The 18,170-nt window shown below is 34.5% G+C and carries 18 protein-coding genes; 8 read left to right on the top strand and 10 right to left on the bottom strand.

The genetic code is table 11. The features are described 5' to 3' along the window. Window positions 1-43: 43 nt before the first annotated feature. A complete protein-coding gene (locus tag ACFSJT_RS00715) occupies window positions 44-622 on the top strand; it encodes an NUDIX domain-containing protein (protein ID WP_378318261.1) in 579 nt (192 codons plus the stop codon). Window positions 623-627: 5 nt separating this feature from the next. Here the strand turns inward: ACFSJT_RS00715 and ACFSJT_RS00710 are convergent, their stop codons facing one another. The 4 genes from ACFSJT_RS00710 to ACFSJT_RS00695 form a co-directional block, all read right to left on the bottom strand. After that, window positions 628-1,788 (bottom strand): flavohemoglobin expression-modulating QEGLA motif protein, encoded by a 1,161-nt coding sequence (locus ACFSJT_RS00710; RefSeq protein WP_378318260.1) that lies wholly within the window; start codon window positions 1,786-1,788, stop codon window positions 628-630. A gap of 83 nt (window positions 1,789-1,871) precedes the next feature. Continuing rightward, entirely contained in the window at window positions 1,872-2,702 is an 831-nt protein-coding gene (locus ACFSJT_RS00705; RefSeq protein WP_378318259.1) for an N-formylglutamate amidohydrolase, read from the bottom strand. Continuing rightward, on the bottom strand, window positions 2,695-3,726 hold the full coding sequence (gshB, locus tag ACFSJT_RS00700; protein ID WP_378318258.1) for a glutathione synthase: 1,032 nt from the start codon (window positions 3,724-3,726) through the stop codon (window positions 2,695-2,697). Before gshB ends, ACFSJT_RS00705 begins: the two co-directional genes overlap by 8 nt. Window positions 3,727-3,811: 85 nt before the next feature. After that, the gene (locus ACFSJT_RS00695) at window positions 3,812-4,411 is read right to left on the bottom strand and encodes a hypothetical protein (protein ID WP_378318257.1); all 600 of its coding nucleotides are present in this window, start codon (window positions 4,409-4,411) and stop codon (window positions 3,812-3,814) included. Window positions 4,412-4,508: 97 nt separating this feature from the next. Between ACFSJT_RS00695 and ACFSJT_RS00690 the strand changes: the two genes are divergently transcribed. Continuing rightward, window positions 4,509-5,393, top strand: a complete 885-nt coding sequence (locus ACFSJT_RS00690) for a M28 family metallopeptidase (protein ID WP_378318256.1) — start codon at window positions 4,509-4,511, stop codon at window positions 5,391-5,393. 36 nt (window positions 5,394-5,429) lie between these two features. Here the strand turns inward: ACFSJT_RS00690 and thrC are convergent, their stop codons facing one another. Genes thrC through thrA form a run of 4 tightly spaced genes read right to left on the bottom strand, consistent with a single transcriptional unit; the run spans window position 5,430 to window position 10,488 of the window. Further along, window positions 5,430-6,719, bottom strand: a complete 1,290-nt coding sequence (gene thrC / locus ACFSJT_RS00685) for a threonine synthase (RefSeq protein WP_378318255.1) — start codon at window positions 6,717-6,719, stop codon at window positions 5,430-5,432. 22 nt (window positions 6,720-6,741) lie between these two features. Further along, a complete protein-coding gene (locus tag ACFSJT_RS00680) occupies window positions 6,742-7,104 on the bottom strand; it encodes a RidA family protein (protein ID WP_378318254.1) in 363 nt (120 codons plus the stop codon). A gap of 4 nt (window positions 7,105-7,108) precedes the next feature. Next, on the bottom strand, window positions 7,109-8,035 hold the full coding sequence (locus tag ACFSJT_RS00675; RefSeq protein ID WP_378318253.1) for a homoserine kinase: 927 nt from the start codon (window positions 8,033-8,035) through the stop codon (window positions 7,109-7,111). 8 nt (window positions 8,036-8,043) lie between these two features. Next, a complete protein-coding gene (gene thrA, locus ACFSJT_RS00670; RefSeq protein WP_378318251.1) occupies window positions 8,044-10,488 on the bottom strand; it encodes a bifunctional aspartate kinase/homoserine dehydrogenase I in 2,445 nt (814 codons plus the stop codon). A 342-nt stretch (window positions 10,489-10,830) separates the two neighbouring features. Between thrA and ACFSJT_RS00665 the strand changes: the two genes are divergently transcribed. Together ACFSJT_RS00665 and ACFSJT_RS00660 are read left to right on the top strand one after the other, a co-directional pair. After that, window positions 10,831-12,366 carry an NAD(P)H-hydrate dehydratase gene (locus ACFSJT_RS00665; protein WP_378318250.1) on the top strand — a complete coding sequence of 512 codons (1,536 nt, stop codon included), beginning with the start codon at window positions 10,831-10,833 and terminating at the stop codon, window positions 12,364-12,366. 99 nt (window positions 12,367-12,465) lie between these two features. Next, on the top strand, window positions 12,466-13,344 hold the full coding sequence (locus tag ACFSJT_RS00660) for an anti-sigma factor (protein WP_378318249.1): 879 nt from the start codon (window positions 12,466-12,468) through the stop codon (window positions 13,342-13,344). A gap of 404 nt (window positions 13,345-13,748) precedes the next feature. On the opposite strand, the gene xerD is transcribed toward ACFSJT_RS00660, so the two are convergent. Further along, window positions 13,749-14,645, bottom strand: a complete 897-nt coding sequence (xerD, locus tag ACFSJT_RS00655) for a site-specific tyrosine recombinase XerD (protein WP_378318885.1) — start codon at window positions 14,643-14,645, stop codon at window positions 13,749-13,751. A gap of 68 nt (window positions 14,646-14,713) precedes the next feature. Beyond that, window positions 14,714-15,325 (bottom strand): outer membrane beta-barrel protein, encoded by a 612-nt coding sequence (locus ACFSJT_RS00650; RefSeq protein WP_378318248.1) that lies wholly within the window; start codon window positions 15,323-15,325, stop codon window positions 14,714-14,716. A 224-nt stretch (window positions 15,326-15,549) separates the two neighbouring features. Between ACFSJT_RS00650 and ACFSJT_RS00645 the strand changes: the two genes are divergently transcribed. The 4 genes from ACFSJT_RS00645 (at window position 15,550) to ACFSJT_RS00630 (ending at window position 18,136) form a co-directional block, all read left to right on the top strand. Beyond that, window positions 15,550-16,158, top strand: coding sequence for a porin family protein (locus tag ACFSJT_RS00645; RefSeq protein WP_378318247.1), 609 nt, complete (start codon window positions 15,550-15,552; stop codon window positions 16,156-16,158). 112 nt (window positions 16,159-16,270) lie between these two features. After that, complete coding sequence (locus ACFSJT_RS00640) at window positions 16,271-16,900, top strand: porin family protein (RefSeq protein WP_378318246.1); 630 nt, start codon at window positions 16,271-16,273, stop codon at window positions 16,898-16,900. 82 nt (window positions 16,901-16,982) lie between these two features. After that, on the top strand, window positions 16,983-17,402 hold the full coding sequence (aroQ, locus tag ACFSJT_RS00635; RefSeq protein WP_378318245.1) for a type II 3-dehydroquinate dehydratase: 420 nt from the start codon (window positions 16,983-16,985) through the stop codon (window positions 17,400-17,402). Then, the gene (locus ACFSJT_RS00630) at window positions 17,402-18,136 is read left to right on the top strand and encodes a Dph6-related ATP pyrophosphatase (protein ID WP_378318243.1); all 735 of its coding nucleotides are present in this window, start codon (window positions 17,402-17,404) and stop codon (window positions 18,134-18,136) included. Before aroQ ends, ACFSJT_RS00630 begins: the two co-directional genes overlap by 1 nt. The last annotated feature ends 34 nt before the right edge of the window (window positions 18,137-18,170 follow it).

Raw genomic sequence — 18,170 nt, 5'->3', positions numbered from 1 at the left:
TTATTTTTAACGATGGCTTAAAATATTTCCTACATTTATTAGTATGAAATATAATATTGTTAAAGAATCTTTGGTCTATGATGGTTTTTTGAAAATTAAAGAAGCTTTGATCACCCATGATCGTTTTCATGAGAACACTGCAGTTACATATACTCGTGAAGTTTTAGATAAAGGACCGTTTGTCGCTGTGTTGTTATATGAAAAGGATACTGATCAGCTAGTTTTTATAAATCAATTCAGGTATCCAACGATCAAAAATGGTACGGGATGGCTTTTTGAAATTCCGGCTGGCGGAATAGAAGGAGAAGAAGACCCTATTCAAAGTGCCATTCGTGAAGTTGAAGAGGAAACAGGATACGTGGTAACCGATTTACATCATATTTTATCTTGTTATATGACTCCCGGTATTTCTTCTGAACGGATGTATTTATATTATGGAGAAGTGGTGCAAAGTGATAAAAAAAATGAAGGAGGAGGAGCGGTATATGAAGATGAAGATATCAAAGTATGTAAATACCCTGCTGCAGAAATAAAAACACTCTTAATGTCTGAAGTCATAGACGATGCAAAGTCAATTATTGCATTACAATGGTTTATGATAAATAAACTTAATGGGTCGTAAAGATTTTATTTTAGGTTTGTCAAAATGAAATCTAACTTTGTATTTGTGTTTAAATTTTGACTATAAGAATCGGTAATATGTTTACTTTTATTGGCCAGACCCAACTCCTGAAGTCTTAGTATACTATCTTTATTTTCTAAAGTCACTTTACCCGTAAATAATGGATTCATGTCTTGTCCCGAGTGATAATAATCGTATATCTTTTTAAGACCAGTCAAGTAAAGGTAATCTTTGGTAAATCCACCTCCGCGATGCACCCGTAAGGTGATTTGCCAGGCATTTTCACGATCTAACTTATATTGACTGTATAGTAAATCAAAAGTGTCTTTAAAATCGTAGCCTTTAATCAAGCTATCGGCTGCAATAACGCGATAAGCAAGTTCTTTCATTCGTCGTAATGTAAGACTGCCAGACATATATTCGCTAAATACCGCCAAACCTTCTTGAGTTTCTGTATTATTTACAAAACCATTGGAAAAAATTTTTAATGGTTGACTTTTTCCATTAAAAGTTGTCACCATATGTACTCCAATCTCGTGATTAGCTAAAACCATTAGCTCATTATCATTAAATTGATAGTTTTTTTTCAAGACTAATGTTTCTGACGCATTCAGCACCATTGCTGAAGCAGAGATATGTGTAGATTTTTTGATGTTAAAGTCAAAAGCATAGCGTTTTGCAAAATCTTTAAAATACAACTCTGCATCGTCTACAGAATGTTTTTTGACAAAGTTATTATTAGTAGAAGGTTCATCTGTAAAATGCAAAATAAATCTCGCATTCTCTACGTCTCGTTCTTTTGGAGTTCCAAATACTTTTAGCGAATTATAGTAAAATTTTTTTCCTGTACCTATTGTTTCTATGCACTGGATCAATCCAGAATATTCATAGATTATATCTTGGTACAGTTTACGTATTTCAATATCCTCAATACGTTCTAGTCGTTGGTTGAAAAATAATCGCTGTAGTTTATATGGGTTGAATTTTATTTTTCGATACTTAAATATTGGGTTTTCCCTGTATTTACTTGCAAAAAAGGCTTTTTTCTCATGCTCAATATTCAGAGGATTTAAGTAGTTAAGAAGTTCGATATTCTTTACTAGCCTGTCTAGATTTTGATCTATTTCGAAAAGATCACGATATGTTTCAACTACATCTTCTATCATTATCCTTAAAATTCTTATTATTTGGGTATAGAAAGCACAAACTAAAGGCAAAAAACCGAAATTAACAAATAAGGAAAGCTTTCCTACACTATAAATTGATCATAAAATGTCTTCGCATGTAGTGGAAGTTGATTCTTTAATCCTTGACTAATAGCATACACAACCTCAGGATATATAATGTGTTGTAATTCATGACAATAGATTTTGGAAAATTCCGTTGCTAACACCAAAGTATTTTTAAAATTTTGAGTAATATACTTAAGAAAATATCCATTTCCTTGAAAAGTGTCATTTATAGCCGAAGTAACAGGAGTATTAATTGGAAGCTCAATTTGAGATAGTATTTTAGACCATGAATCTGCAAAAGTAGCGTATCTGGCATTATCAATATTTGAAGTACCAAGATTGATCACAGGAACCTCTCGATCCCATCGTCTCCAATTATATGAATGCATATCGTAGACTATTGCTGCTCCATACTTAGATTCAATTTTGGAAACAAGTTCATGCACCACTCGATAAAAGTTATCATGTTTTTCCAGAGAGCGATTTTTTGTATCAGCTTTTAAAGGTGCTTTCCATAATTCTTTACCCCAGGCATCCTCATAAATGGCATATTCTGGTGCACGATTAAGATCATATTCAAAACGGGAATCGCATCCGGCAATAACGATAGGATGATTTTGAACCATTTGTTTTGTTGCAGGATCTTCTTCATACCAACGATCATATTCGGTATGAAGACAATTACTCCATAGTTCCTTTCTAAATTGATGCCCATCATGAACAGCCCCACAGATATAATGAGAATACGAATCAATTTTTAAGGTAAATGAGTAATCATCTGCAATAGCATGAAAAGGTTCTTCAGTATTTATTTTTTTTATAATTTCTTTAATAGATAGCTTATGCATTATCTACTGTTTTTCTCAATTTTGCTTTTCTATCAAACCTGGTAACACGTTGTACCACTTTATCTTCAATAAAATCGATCACTTTTTCCTGTAACTTAATTTTATATTTTTTGTTGATATAGGTGATCCCACCCGGACTCATAACATTTACTTCTACCAGCATTCCGTTAATCACATCAATTCCAACAAAGTAAAGTCCGTCCTTCACCAGTTTAGGTCCAATTTTACGGCATAATTCTTTTTCCTGCTTAGTCAATGAATGCTTTACAACAGACCCTCCTGCAGTAACGTTAGATCTGTGATCATCTTCCCCTGGAATTCTACGCATGGCGCCAATAGGCTTACCGTTAAGAATCAAGATCCTTACGTCTCCCAGCTCTGCTCCCTCAATATAATCTTGTAGGATCACATAATTAGTAGTACCATCTTTATTGTCGATATAAAAGTCAAGTAATGACCTAATACTGCTCATTGCCCGTTTTTCAATCAATATTACCCCAGATCCTCCAAAACCATTAAGCGGTTTTAATATCATTTTATCAGTGGGTGCTTCTTTAATCATTTTAATTAAATAGTCTTTGTTTTTTGTTACATGAGTACTAGGGATGAAATGTGTTTCGAGATCATCAAAAGCAGCAGTATACAATTTGTTATTTGATCTTCTGATCCCATCAATATCGTTCATGATAAAAACATCATCTTTTACAGAGTCTAAAAAATTAAGCATGATCATATCCAGAGGAGGGTTACTTCTCAGAATGATTACGTCAAACCCGGCTAATGGTAACATTTCATCTCTAAAAGTTGTCTTGGTGTGAAAAGATTTTAAGGAAGACGAAATTTTATCAGCTCGATTAATTACTTTACAAAAAGAGTAGGTAACACTATCGCGAATAGTCAAATTTGATGGAGTAGCTAAAGCTACACCATGGCCCCTTTTAGCGCATTCATGAATTAATGTTAACGAGGTGTCTTTTTCTGGGTTAATTTCCTCCCAGGGATACATTAAAAAGCAAACATTCATTATTGATGATTTTTTAGATGTAAAAATTTACGTTTTTTATGTGAAAATCAAGAAAAAAAGTAAAATAAAGTTGAATAGCTAACAATTAATTATTTATTTGCTCACAATTGGCGTCAATAGTCACTTTTTGCATTTTTTTCCAAATAGAATGTTTTGGATGTTGAGGGGAAAGATTGAACAAAACTAAATGTTTATTTAGCTCGTCACAAAATTTGTAGTCCACGATGATATTCAGATTTACTTCTTTTTTTGTAGTGAACGCATCATATGTCATTACTTTTCCAACGTATACAGAGTCATTGACTTTTTCAAAAAATGCTTTGGCTTTCGGAAGCTTCTTAAAAAGATTTAAATTCATTTTGGAGACCATGCTCATTAATCCATCGAAATAGGTTTCTATTTCTGTTTCAAGTTTTTTTATGGAAAGCTGTGGATTTTCATCTATTTCCCACAAAAAAACATAAGAAAAATAATCTGTAGCATCTTTTTCACCCCAACCAGGCGCAAAACGAACATGTTCTGTACCCGAATATGTTAGTGATGATGCAAATTTCAGAGGAAATTCAATTATTTCACCCCTCCAATTATCCGGTGCTAACAGTAGATTTTTGGAGGTATTATCATTTGAACAGCGTATAAATAATAACAAAATCAAAAAAAAAGGTACGGTTTTTGAATAATTCATATTCGATATATTATTTTATTATTAAAAGTAATAAATTGTATTATAATAGAATTTCCCTAAATTTGTGTTAAATACCATGGAATACAAAACCTACAAAATGAATTATTATAGAACACTTTTACTAGTATGCTTTTTGGTAGTACAGACAGCTCCAGCTCAAACTGAAGAGGATCGAAGAGAAGCAGAGATTATTAACATCGAGAAAAGTATCGTGGCTAAACTTACGGGTCACGAACCCATAAGGGGTAAGAAAAAATTGACTAGTAGATCGAGTAAATCGGAGAGAAAGATTGCAGCTGATTTTTTATTTGAGTCCTTAAAAGATGCTGGACTCAAGCCAGAAAGGCACACTTATAATGTGCAGGATAAGAAAAAAAATCTGTATAATGGTACAAATGTATTTGCTGAGATTCCTGCCACAAATGGTAGTGATGAATGGGTGATTATTTGTGCTCATTATGATACGGTTGAAAATAGCCCAGGCGCAGTACATAATGCTACAGGTGTTGCAATTGCTTATTACGTTGCTAAGAAAATTGCCCAATTACCCTCACGAAATAAAAATTTTATGGTAGTGTTTTTTGATCATTGGAAGAGTAATATGATTGGAACAAGAATGTTTACCAAAAAATTACAAACCGATGGCTACAATATTCATTCTATGCATAGATCAGATTATATGGGATGGGATAATGATGAAGATCGAGCAATAGAGTTACTTGCTTCAAATCTAAGCTTGGAGTCTTTATACCGTATCGAATCACCAGTGCCAATTTATAAAAGAATAGTAGCTACTCCTGAGAGTAGATTCTTTTCTAACTTTGGATATGAGACAGTTACACTAACTGCAGAGCTCAAGAATGCCGATAATTCTCCATTTGTGCGTCAAAGCGAGGATAAGTATACTACGGTTAACTTTAAGTATTTGGCTTCTACCACAGAGATTACATACAAAGTTATGAGAGCATTGGCTACTCAATAATTTTAAAGAAATAAGAAGAAAACCTAGAAAGAGTTTTTACGCTAGTAAGAACTCTTTTAATTGTTCATAACCGTTGATAGGTATGCTTTTCTTTTCTTTATTGATCACTTTTTGGATTTGAGAAGGTATTTCAACAGTTGTATCCAAAGTATGTTCTACAACATCTAAAAACTTTACAGGATGTGCTGTTTCCAGGAAAATACCATAATCATTGCCATTTGGATCATGTTCTTTTAGTCCTAAATAACCAATTGCTCCATGTGGATCTGTGATGTAGCCAGTTTCCCTGTATATTTTTTTCATGGCCTTTTTGGTTTGGTAATCGTCAAAGCTATATGCAGAAAAAGAATTCTTAAGTTCTTCAAAATTATGATCAAAGAGTTTTTGAATTCTAATGAAGTTACTTGGATTTCCGACATCCATAGCATTAGAAATGGTTGCTTTAGAGGGCTTAGGATCATATTTTGAAGTTTTTAAATAACGAACTACTGTATCATTGACATTGGTAGATGCAACAAATTGTTTAACCGGTAATCCCAATTTTTGAGCAACGATACCCGCACAGATATTTCCGAAATTGCCGCTCGGCACAGAAAAAACAATGTCCCTCCCTTTATTTTTGATTTGTTTATACGCAAACAAAAAATAAAATAATTGAGGCAGCCATCGGGCAATATTAATAGAGTTTGCAGATGTTAATTGTTTATGATCTGTTATGCTTGTATCTAAAAATGCAGTTTTCACCATCTCCTGGCAATCATCAAAAACTCCATCGACTTCTAATGCAGTAATATTTTGGCCCAATGTAGTGAGTTGTTTTTCTTGAATTTCACTTACTTTTCCGGTAGGGTAAAGGATCACTACATCAACACCTCTTACTCCCAGAAATCCGTTGGCAACGGCACCACCAGTATCTCCAGATGTTGCAACTAATACAGTAACGTGATTTTCACTATTTCGATTAAAATATCCTAAACAGCGCGCCATAAAACGTGCTCCAACATCTTTAAAGGCCATGGTTGGTCCATGAAACAACTCCAGAGTACCTATATTTTCTTCAATTTGTACCACAGGAAAATCAAAGCTAAGTACATCTGTTAGAATTTCTCTTAATTTAGTTTCTGGAATCTCATCACCTACAAATTGTTTAATGGCCTCATAAGCGATTTCTACATTATCGAGATTTTCGATGTTTTCAAAGAAAGATTGAGGTAAAGGTGTTATGTTTTCAGGAAAATATAGACCTCTATCGGGAGCTAAGCCTTTGATGACAGCTTTAGAAAAAACTACCTTAGGAGCGTTGTTGTTTAAACTGTAGTATTGCATTATTTTAAATTCTTATTCTTAATTATACGATAGCAGAAAATTCTATTTCTACCAAAATTTCAGGAGAAATCAATTTTGAGACCTCTACCATAGTTGCTACAGGTTTTATATTTCTAAAATATTCACCATGCGCCTTACCTATTTTTTCCCAATTTGAAATATTAGTACAATATATTCTCGTTCTTACTACATTACTTAAATCGGCATCCAGTTCTTTTAGTGCTTTTTCTGCGATTTTAATAATCTCAATAGTTTGGGCATATTCATCTTCTCCTTTTGCTGTTGTGCCTGCTATTTCTATAATATGACCCACTTTGATAGCTCTAGAATATCCTACAATATCTTCCCATGGAGCTCCACTGGATATTTTTTTTATTACTGTCATCTTGTTAGCTTAAAATTTTGATGCCTTGATTATTAATTTTTGATACATGAATATCAAATTCAAGCCCTGTTTTGCTATACACGTCTCGTATTGCTTCTGCAACAAGATTTGCTGTTTTTTCTCCTTTACTGAGTGCAAAAATCGAAGGGCCTGAACCTGAAATACCACAACCTAAAGCTCCTTTTGAAAGAGCCGTTTCTTTTACTGCATCAAATTCTGGAATCAATATAGATCTTAAGGGTTCAATGATTACATCTTCTAAACTTCGACCAATAAGTTGGTAGTTATTAGTATATAAGCCAGCTATGAAGCCTCCTACATTTCCCCATTGTTGAATTGCCTTTTTTAACGAAACTCTATGTTTGATCACTGACCTTGAATCTGATGTTTTAACTTCAATTTGAGGATGTATTACGGTTACCATTAAATCTTCTGGGGTGTGCAATTTAATTACATCTAAAGGTTCATAACTACGTACAAGCGTAAAACCACCCAGAAGGGCAGGGGCTACATTATCTGCATGAGCATTGCCGCTGGCCAATTTTTCTCCTTCCATTGCAAAGGATATCAGTTCATGATTTGTAAAAGGGCTGTTTAGTAAACGGTTTACGGCCCAGACCGCACCGGCACTGCTGGCTGCACTACTTCCGATACCACTACCGGCTTTAATATTTTTATAGATTTCGATATTTACACCAACCTCTTTATTGTACTTTTTTAATAAAGCCTTGGTCGCAACTCCTGCAACATTTTTATGAGATTCTAAAGGAAGATTGGCACCTTCAATCTTCGTTATAGTCACTTCTGGATCTGGAGTCAGAGAGACTACCATTTCATCTCCTACTGTATCGAGACAACATCCTAAAACATCAAATCCACATGAAAGATTAGCAACGGTTGCCGGCGCAAATATTCTTAGGCTTTTATTCATCCTACTTTTTATTTTTTCCCAATTCTAATAATGTCTGCAAAGATACCAGATGCCGTTACATCGGCTCCCGCACCTGCACCTTTCACTATCAAAGGTTGTTCTGGATATCGATCTGTAAAAAATAATACAATATTATCACTTCCTTCGAGATTATAGAAAGGATGCTCTGCCGGGATATGTTGTAATCCTACCTTTGCTTTTCCATTCTCGTATTGAGCAACATATTTTAATCGACAGTCTTTTTTATGGGCCTCATTTAAAATATAATTAAAATGAGATTCGTGTTTTTTTAAAGAATCAAAGAAATCTTTTACACTAGTGGTTTCAAGACTTTCTTGTGGTAAAAAAGATTCATTTTCGATATCATTGAGTTCCATTATCCTCCCACTTTCCCGAGCAAGAATTAATATCTTACGTGCCACATCGACACCGCTCAAATCTATTTTTGGATCTGGCTCGGTATATCCTTCTTGTTGGGCTTGTTTTACAATATCATAAAACGTCACACCTTCTTTATAATTATTGAATACAAAGTTAAGACTACCTGATAATACGGCTTGTATTTTATGAATGTTATCTCCGGAAGCAATTAAATTATTAAGCGTATCGATAATCGGTAAACCTGCACCAACATTAGTTTCATACAAAAATGAGACATTAAACTTACGAGAAAGATCTTGCAGCTCTTCGTAATTACTGTATTCATCAGCACATGCAATTTTATTACAGGTAACTACGGCCATACTCTCTGCTAGATAATGTTTATAAATTTTAGCGATATCTGGATTTGCCGTATTGTCGACGAAAATGGAGTTTCGGAGGTTCATCTCTTTTGCTTGATTAAAAAAATCCTGGGCATTAGCTTTTTTTCCTTTATTTAATTTTTCCTGCCATTCATGTAAATCAATTCCATTTTCATCAAAAAACATTTTTTTGGAATTTGATAATCCTACAATCCTAATTTTAAGTCTTAATTTATCTTTTAGATATATTTTTTGTTGCTCTAATTGACTGAGAAGCTTACTTCCTACATTTCCAACTCCGGTAACAAATAGATTGAGTTGTTTTGTTTTTACTTCGAAAAATTGTTCATGTAAGGTATTTAATGCCTTTTTGATATCTTTTTTTTCGATTATTACAGAGATGTTCTTTTCTGAAGCTCCCTGGGCAATCGCTCTAATGTTTACATTATTTTTTCCGAGAGTACTAAACATTTTGCCACTAAGTCCTTGATGATGGTACATGTTATCTCCAACTAGGGCTACAATCGCATTATCATTTTCAATTTTAACGGGTTCTAATTTGCGTTTAGAAATTTCAAATTCGAATGTACTATCCAAAATTGTTTTTGCTTTTTTGGCATCTGATGCTTCAACAGCAAGACAAATAGAATGTTCTGAAGACGCCTGAGTGATTAGAATAACATTGATATTTTCTAGGAAAAGTGCTTCGAACAGTCTTTTAGAAAAGCCAGGGATACCTACCATTCCGCTTCCTTCAAGAGAAATGATAGTTATATTATCAATATGACTAATTCCTGTTACAGGTGTTTTTCTATCGGATACATTCCTGGTGATTAATGTACCTTTATCTTCGGGAGCAAAGGTGTTTTTTATTAAAATAGGGATATTTCTGTCGAGTACTGGATGAATGGTAGGTGGGTAGATCACTTTGGCACCAAAATGAGAAAGTTCCATTGCTTCTTGATAGGAGATGTGATCTACAGGTTTTGCCTGTTTTACTAGTTTTGGATTGGCCGTGTACATACCGCTAACATCAGTCCAGATCTGTAATTCTTCTGCGTCTATTGCTGCTGCAAGGATAGCAGCAGTAAAGTCTGAGCCTCCTCTACCTAGAGTGGTAGGTTCTCCATTTTGTGTTCTGGCAACAAAACCGGGAAAAAGGCTTATTTTGTTTTTATTATCCTTTGCAAATGCCTTAATTCTATGGTTAGTTTCGATGTAATCAATTGCGACTTTAGAATTTATGGTTTTAACGATGAGATCTCTAGAATCTTTTAATCCGATATCTAATCCTTTTACTTTAGCAGCTTCAGCAATGATATATGAAGAAAGTAATTCTCCGAAACTTGAGATTACTGCGGCCGTTTTTTCAGACAACTCACTTAATAAAAATACCCCTTCACAAAGAGATTCTAAGACATTGAGCTCTGATTTCACCTTACTAATTATAGCGCTTTGTGATATCACTGGAATAAGATTTTTGACAGCATCCAGATGTCTTTTTTCTATTTCGGCAAGTGTTTTTTTATAGTTTTCATTATTTGTAGAAGCTTCTGTGCCAGCTTGTAATAGTAGATCGGTAACTCCACCCATGGCAGAAACTACTACATAAAGAGACTTCGTTTTGGATTGCTCCTTTATGATGTTGATTACATTTTCTATTGTTGTTGCGTTTGCAACCGAAGAACCTCCAAATTTAAGAACGTTCATAGTATTTTTTTAAATTGAAATTAATGATAAAGCATAGTTTCGGTAGCTTTTGGTCTTCATAAACTACGTACTTTTTCCGATGGTGATATACAAGTGAATTAACCCCTAAGGGTAATAATAGTTGTAGTAACCGTAATAGAAGTGATCCCAGACACAGTAATTGTTCCTAAGGTGATCAATAAAGCCGAGATGAAAACGGTACTAAACATTAGTTTGCTCTATAATATGGATCAAATGTATAATTTTTTATTTTTAGAGAAAATTAAATCAGTACAATACTTAAACTTTTGTTAATTCAATAACATATAACTTATTTCGTTGTAAAATTCCTAAAAATATCAAATGAAAATACTATCTGTGCAACAAATGCGAATGGCTGACGAAGCTACTATTACTTCAGAAAAAATAAGCTCATTAGAATTAATGGAGAGAGCGGCTACAAAAGTATTTGATTTACTTCATAATCGTTTGCAAGGAACACCTATACCCATACATGTTTTTTGCGGGATTGGAAATAATGGCGGGGATGGTTTGGTGATATCTCGATTATTAGAAAAACATGGATATCATGTGCGAACTTATATAGTGAATTTTAGTGATAACAGGTCAAAAGATTTTTTGGCTAATTATGATAGACTTAAAGATGTTGCGAGTGAATGGCCCGTACAGTTGAAATCAAAACAAGATTTCCCGACTCTTTTAGATCAGGATATTGTCATCGATGCCATTTTTGGGATAGGCCTTAACAGACCGCTCGTACCATGGGTTGCAACATTGATAAAGCACATTAACAAATCAAAATGCTTTACGGTTTCGGTAGATATTCCTTCGGGTTTGTATGCAGATAAAATTCCAGATGATCCCGAAAGTGTTATATATTCTGATGTTACCGTTACATTTCAATTGCCAAAATTGGTTTTCTTTTTACCACAAACAGGAATATATGCCAGGGATATCGAGATTGTTGATATTGGGTTAAATCGTGAATTCCTGCAACAAAGTCCGGGAATAGCAGAATTAATTGGTAAAAATGAAGTTTTACCCTTGTATCGTTCTCGGTTCAAATATAGTCATAAAGGAACCTATGGTCATAGTGTACTGGTAGGGGGGAGTTATGGTAAAATAGGGAGTGTTGTTTTAGCCACTAAAGCAGCCTTGAAAACCGGGTCAGGTTTAGCTACTGCTTATGTGCCCGAATGTGGTTACGCTATAGTACAAACTGCCGTGCCAGAAGCTATGGTTATAACGGATGATGACGATGAGCTATCAGAAATAGATTTGGATTTTAAGCCATCTGCTGTAGGAATAGGAATAGGACTGGGAACGAATGAAAAGACGATAAAAGCGTTAAGTAATTTTTTAAAAAATAATACTTCGCCTATTGTAATAGATGCAGACGGCATCAATATTCTGGCAAAACATCCAAAACTGCTTGAAAACCTTACAACTCAAACAATAATAACTCCGCATCCCAAAGAATTAGAAAGATTAATCGGGAGATGGAAAGATGATTTTGATAAATTGAATAAGACCATTGAATTTTCTAAGAGACATGATTGTATTGTTGTTATTAAAGGAGCCAATTCTATAACGGTTTACAAGGACCAGTTGTATATAAACAATACCGGAAACCCTGGAATGGCTACTGCCGGAAGTGGTGACGTACTTACAGGAATAATTACCGGTTTATTATCACAAGGGTATAGTCCTTTACATGCAGCCGTATTTGGTGTTTATTTACATGGTAGTGCAGGAGATGAAGCAGCTCATCAAACTGGTTTTGAAGCCGTAGTGGCGGGGGATATTGTTGCTAATATAGGAACTGCTTTTCTAGAGTTGTTTAAGCAACGATCAATTCCTGATAAAAAGTCGTCTTAGTAACAGTAAATATTGTAAGTATTCATACAATTTTGTATGCTTTTTAGAGTTATTTTCGTAGTGATGAAATTTATTTACGTATAACTTAAAAGCAGAATAATGATAAGAAGAGTTTTAATGGCGACCATAGCCGTTATGGCTGTGTTAATAGTATCGTGCTCAAGCGATGACGGGCCGCCAGTGGCTACATTAGAATTAGAAACAATAGGATTGGAACCACTTACAGGAGGAACCACATATCAAGGATGGATTATTGTAGATGGCCAAGCCGTACCTACAGACAAATTTACTGATCCTTCTGGAACTGTACGTTTAAATGTACTTGAAGCAGATCTTGAGGCAGCATCACAATTTATTGTAACTATTGAACCTCGAGGGGATAATGACAATAGTCCCTCAGATGCCAAAATTTTAGCAGGAAATTTCAATGGGACATCGGCTCAACTTGTTTTTCAAACCGTTGTAGCAGATGTTTCTAATGTATCAGGACAATTTTACCTTGACACACCAACCGATGATGTAAATGATTTAGATAATGGAAATGACGAATTTGGAGTTTGGTTTAGGGAAGGAACAGATGCTCCCGGATTATCTTTACCAGAGCTTGCGACAGGTTGGCGATACGAAGGATGGGTAGATTTTGGAAATAAAACTTTATCTACGGGTACTTTTTCAAAAGTCGATGCAACAGATGACGGAAATTTCTTCAAAGGTTCTGGAGGAACTGTACCTCAATTCCCGGGAGAAGATTTTTTGGTATTACCTAGTCAAATCCCATTGACAGGCATAACTTTACCTGCAGAAGTTACTAGCAAAAGAGTGTTTATTACTGTAGAACCTTTTCAGGATAATGATCCAGAACCATTTTTTATTGAACCGCTTAGTGCAACAGCAGGTATTACAACTGGCCCAGCAAATCCTGTGATAATGTCGATTGATAACGCTATGCCATCGGGAAGAGCAACAAGACCTAATTAGAATGTGTTAAAACAAACTAAATTTAAGGTTGAAAAGAACATAGTGACAAATCATATAGAGGCCTTTCATTAATATGGAAGGTCTTTTTTTACTAAAATTTGAAGAAAACAATCTTTTCCGAATATTTTTTGAGAGGTTAACTTACCCAATTTTTTAATTTGAAGTACCTAGTTAATTGATTAACTTCTACCAATTAGCTTTCTTATTCTCCTTTTTATGCTAATGAAGGATTTTTATGCATACCGCTATGCTTATAATTAGAGATCTCTATAGATGAGATCCTAAATCAATACTTCGATAAGCTCAGCATAAAAGTTCAGGACGACATGGGCATTATATTTCATTACTAATATTTTAAAATAGATTCGTTCGATTTTCAGAACGTAACTTATAGTACTGCTTTATCATCTCCTGGGATGAAAACTATTCATAACTTCAGTCAAGTGACTTCTGTCTACGTGCATATAAATTTCTGTAGTGGTAATACTTTCATGGCCTAACATCAACTGAATCGCGCGTAAATCTGCACCGTTTTCTAATAAATGTGTTGCAAATGAGTGTCTAAAAGTGTGCGGACTGACTTTTTTGCGAATTCCGGCTTTTTCTACCAATTGTTTGATTATAGTAAAGATCATTGCTCTGGTGAGCTGACTTCCTCTTCGGTTTAAGAATAAGGTGTCTTCGTGACCTTTCTTGATAGTAAGATGATTTCTGATCTCATTAACATAAATGTGAATATATTTTTGGGTAGTTTCACCTATAGGAACAAATCGTTGTTTATCACCTTTTCCAGTAACACTAATAAATCCTTCATCAAAAAAGAGGTTAGACAACTTGAGTTCGGTTAATTCACTTACGCGAAGGCCACAACCATATAATGTTTCTATAATGGCTCTATTGCGTTCTCCTTCTGGTTTGCTTAGGTCGATTTGGGCTATAATTTCATCTATTTCTTCAACTGAAAGTGTATCAGGAAGTTTTCTGCCAATTTTTGGAGATTCAATGAGATCCATAGGGTTTGATTCTCTATAATCTTCAAAAACCAGATAGTTGAAGAAACTTCTTAATCCCGAGATGATTCTTGATTGCGAACGCGCATTGACCAACTTTGCCGTTTGAAAAACAAACTGTTGTAAGGTTTCTTTTTCTATGGAAACAGGAGAGGCATCAATATTTGAATTTTCCATAAAAGTAAGTAAACGTTTAAGGTCGAGCGTATAACTAATAATAGAATTTTCAGAAAGCCCTCTTTCTATTCGCAAATAGTGTACATAGTCTTTTATAGCATGTTCCCATTTCATAAAACGAATATAAAAAGAAAAACCATCCCAAAACTGGGATGGCTTATAATTTGCTATGATCATTCATTTTAGAATTTGTACACTAGACCCAATGTAATATCGTCTAGATCCAAACCAATCTCGAACGTATCTGTAGATTCAGCACCATCAAAATCGGGCTCCACGGTTACATAAGATAATGCTCCCCATGCCGCTTCTATTGCTATATTCGGATTAAGAAAATAACTTAGACCAGGGCTAAACCCGATACCAAAACCATCAGTTTTAAAATCACCAGTATCAAAATCGGTATCGATACTGATATAGCTTACCGCTAACTCTCCAAAAAATGAAAATTTGTTCACTGGAGTGGTATAGTATCGACCAAAACCACCAATCTCAAAGCTATTAATATCTAATTCTTCCAAAAAAACATCTTCGAAAAATGTATTTTCCAAGGATTGTGATATGTATCCTGCTCTAAGTCCAACCACAAAATTTTCGTTGGCAAAATATCCAATGCGAGGAGTCAAGGTGAGGGTGTTTTCTTTGGTATCTCCTGTTTTCTCTGAACCATAACTTACCGCTCCTGAGATAAAGATATCTCCCTTACTAAAACCCTCAGATGCATTATTTGTTTCCTGGGCATTAGCCACTACAAAACTTACTACTGCCAAAGCAGTTAACATTAGTTTTTTCATAATCATTATTTGTTTAAATGTTAATATTAAACTAGTATTGACTTGTACAAAACGCTTAATTTTTATAAATATTGGCAATATATTTTTTTGCTTCATTAGACATCTGATTGTCAGATGTTTAAATATGGTAGTTTTATTAAATTGTAAAAAAATGATGAAAAATATTCATTATGCCGATAAAAAATATAGTTTTGTCGATGAATTTTTTAAAAATCAATCATTTTATGAAAAAACTTTTAGTATTTGCAGTATTAGCTTCTTTTAGTCTAGTAGCCACTGCGCAAGAAGAAACAATTCGATTTGGTGCAAAGGCCGGTATTAACTTTGCGAGTCTTAACGGTGATGGAACCGATGACTTAGATGGAAGGACCTCTTTTCATTTGGGAGCTGTTGTAGAGATTCCACTTTCTGAAAAATTTGCATTTGCACCAGAATTAGTATATTCTGCTCAAGGAGCTAAGGTTGAAGAAACGGGTTTTGAACAAACGACAAAGCTAGATTATCTTAATCTTCCTTTGATGGCAAAATATTATGTAGCTCCGGGACTAAGCCTTCACGCTGGTCCTCAAATAGGGTTTTTACTTTCTGCTAATGCTGAAGGAGAAGAAACTTTTAATGGTGAAACTATTGAATTTGACGAGGATATTAAAGATGCATTTAAAAGCATAGACTTTGGTCTTAACTTTGGTGCAGGATATCAACTACCTGCTGGCATTTTCTTTGATGCACGCTACAACTTAGGTTTAACAGACCTTGCGGATGATAGACCTGATGGTGATGATAATAAAATAAAAAATGGAGTAGTTCAGATCTCTGTTGGATACAAGTTCTAAAATATAGATTAACAATAAAGTACTCGAAAAGCATCTTGAAGAAAATTCAAGGTGCTTTTTTTATGGTTACTTTTAAAAAATAAAACTACTTTTGAGTTGTAATAGCGTTATTATGAAAAAGCCAAGTCTTATACTTATCTTACTGTTTCTTCCACTTTTTTTGCTGCAAGCACAGGATGAAGATCCTTTGTATACTCGCGCAGGGTTTAAAGTGGGGCTTAATTATGCGAATATAACTGGTGATCTTGATGATACAGATGCCAGAATTCGTATGCATTTGGGGGCGGTAATAGAATTTCCGGTTTCTCAACGGTTTTATATACAAACAGAAGTTTTGTACTCTGCACAAGGATACACGATAGAGGAAAACGGAATTGAGAATAAGATCAGTCTTAATTATTTGGCACTGCCTATTATCGCCAAATACTATTTTACGCCAAGATTTAGTCTTGAAACAGGGCCTAGATTGGCTACTTTAGCTAGTAGTTCACAATCGGAGGGAGAAGAAAGTGATGAATTTTTTGATACTTTTGAGGATTTCGATTTTGGCTGGAACTTTGGTGCTGGATACAAGTCTGAAAGTGGCTTATTTTTTCAACTGCATTATGTTTTAGGAATAAACGAAGTGATAAATACCAATGTTATTGATATATCAGCGAATACTTCAATGGTGCAACTATCTGTAGGATATTTATTTAAGACCAAAAATAACCGAAGACAACAGCCTGCAGTACAACAGTAGGTTGTAGGGATGAGGATTACGGCTGTAGCTCTTTTAAAATAATTACTAGTGCCATGCCCTCAGTCACTAAAAAAGTAAATAAATGAAACTAATCATTATCAATGGGCCTAACCTAAATCTATTAGGGAAAAGAGAACCGGGTATTTATGGAAATCAGACATTTACTGAGTTCTTTACGGCTCTTCAATTTCGATTTAAAGAGGTTGAACTGGCATATTTCCAATCTAATATAGAAGGAGAGATCATTACTAAAATTCAAGAAGCAGATGAAAATTATGATGGAGTAATTCTGAATGCCGGTGCTTATACCCATACTTCTATTGGTATTGCAGATGCTATAAAAGCCGTTGAAACACCAGTGGTAGAAGTTCATATTTCAAACACTTTTGGAAGAGAAGAATTTAGACACCAATCTTATATATCTCCCAATGCGAAAGGAGTAATTCTTGGCTTCGGCGTACAGAGTTATATACTTGCCATACAAAGTTTTTTAAATAAATAATGCATTCAACATATTTTAATTGGAGTAGTGGTAAAGATTCTTCTTTGGCCTTATATCGTGTATTACAGCAAAAAGAACTGCATGTTTCTGAATTAATCACTACGGTTAATCAGGATTACAGACGAGTATCAATGCACGGTCTAAGAATAGAGTTGTTAGAGCAACAGGCAGAGAGCCTTAATATTCCGTTGAGAAAAGTTTGCCTTCCTGCACAGGTTTCTATGGATGTATATAATAGAACGATGTTAGCCACTGTAACGAGTCTAAAAGAAAATGGTTTTACCCATTGTGTTTTTGGAGACATCTTTTTAGAAGATTTGCGCAAGTATAGAGAGGATCAGTTAAAAAAAGTTGGAATTCAAACGGTCTTTCCTCTTTGGAAAACAAATACCAAAGATTTAGTAATAGAGTTTTTGGATTTAGGATTTAAAGCGATCATCGTTTGTGTTAATGCAAAATATCTCGATGATAGTTTTTGCGGAAGATTGTTGGATCATGAATTTTTAAATGATTTGCCATCAAATGTAGACCCTTGTGGTGAGCATGGAGAATTTCATACGTTTGTTTTTGATGGACCCATATTTAACGAACCGATTGGTTTTGAAATAGGCGAGAAGGTACTTCGACAATATGAACCATCTAAAGACGATAAAGACGACTGCTTTACCGACGACCAGGACCAACAGAACTGGGATTCTTCTTTTTGGTATTGTGATCTTCTTCCTAAGGAGTAAAAAAAGCTGTTATATTGAGCGTAGTCGAAATGTA

Source organism: Aquimarina celericrescens (assembly GCF_042682765.1).
Lineage (GTDB): Bacteria > Bacteroidota > Bacteroidia > Flavobacteriales > Flavobacteriaceae > Aquimarina > Aquimarina celericrescens.
Note: the sequence above shows the minus strand (reverse complement) of the source record. Positions and strands in the feature narration are given on the sequence as shown.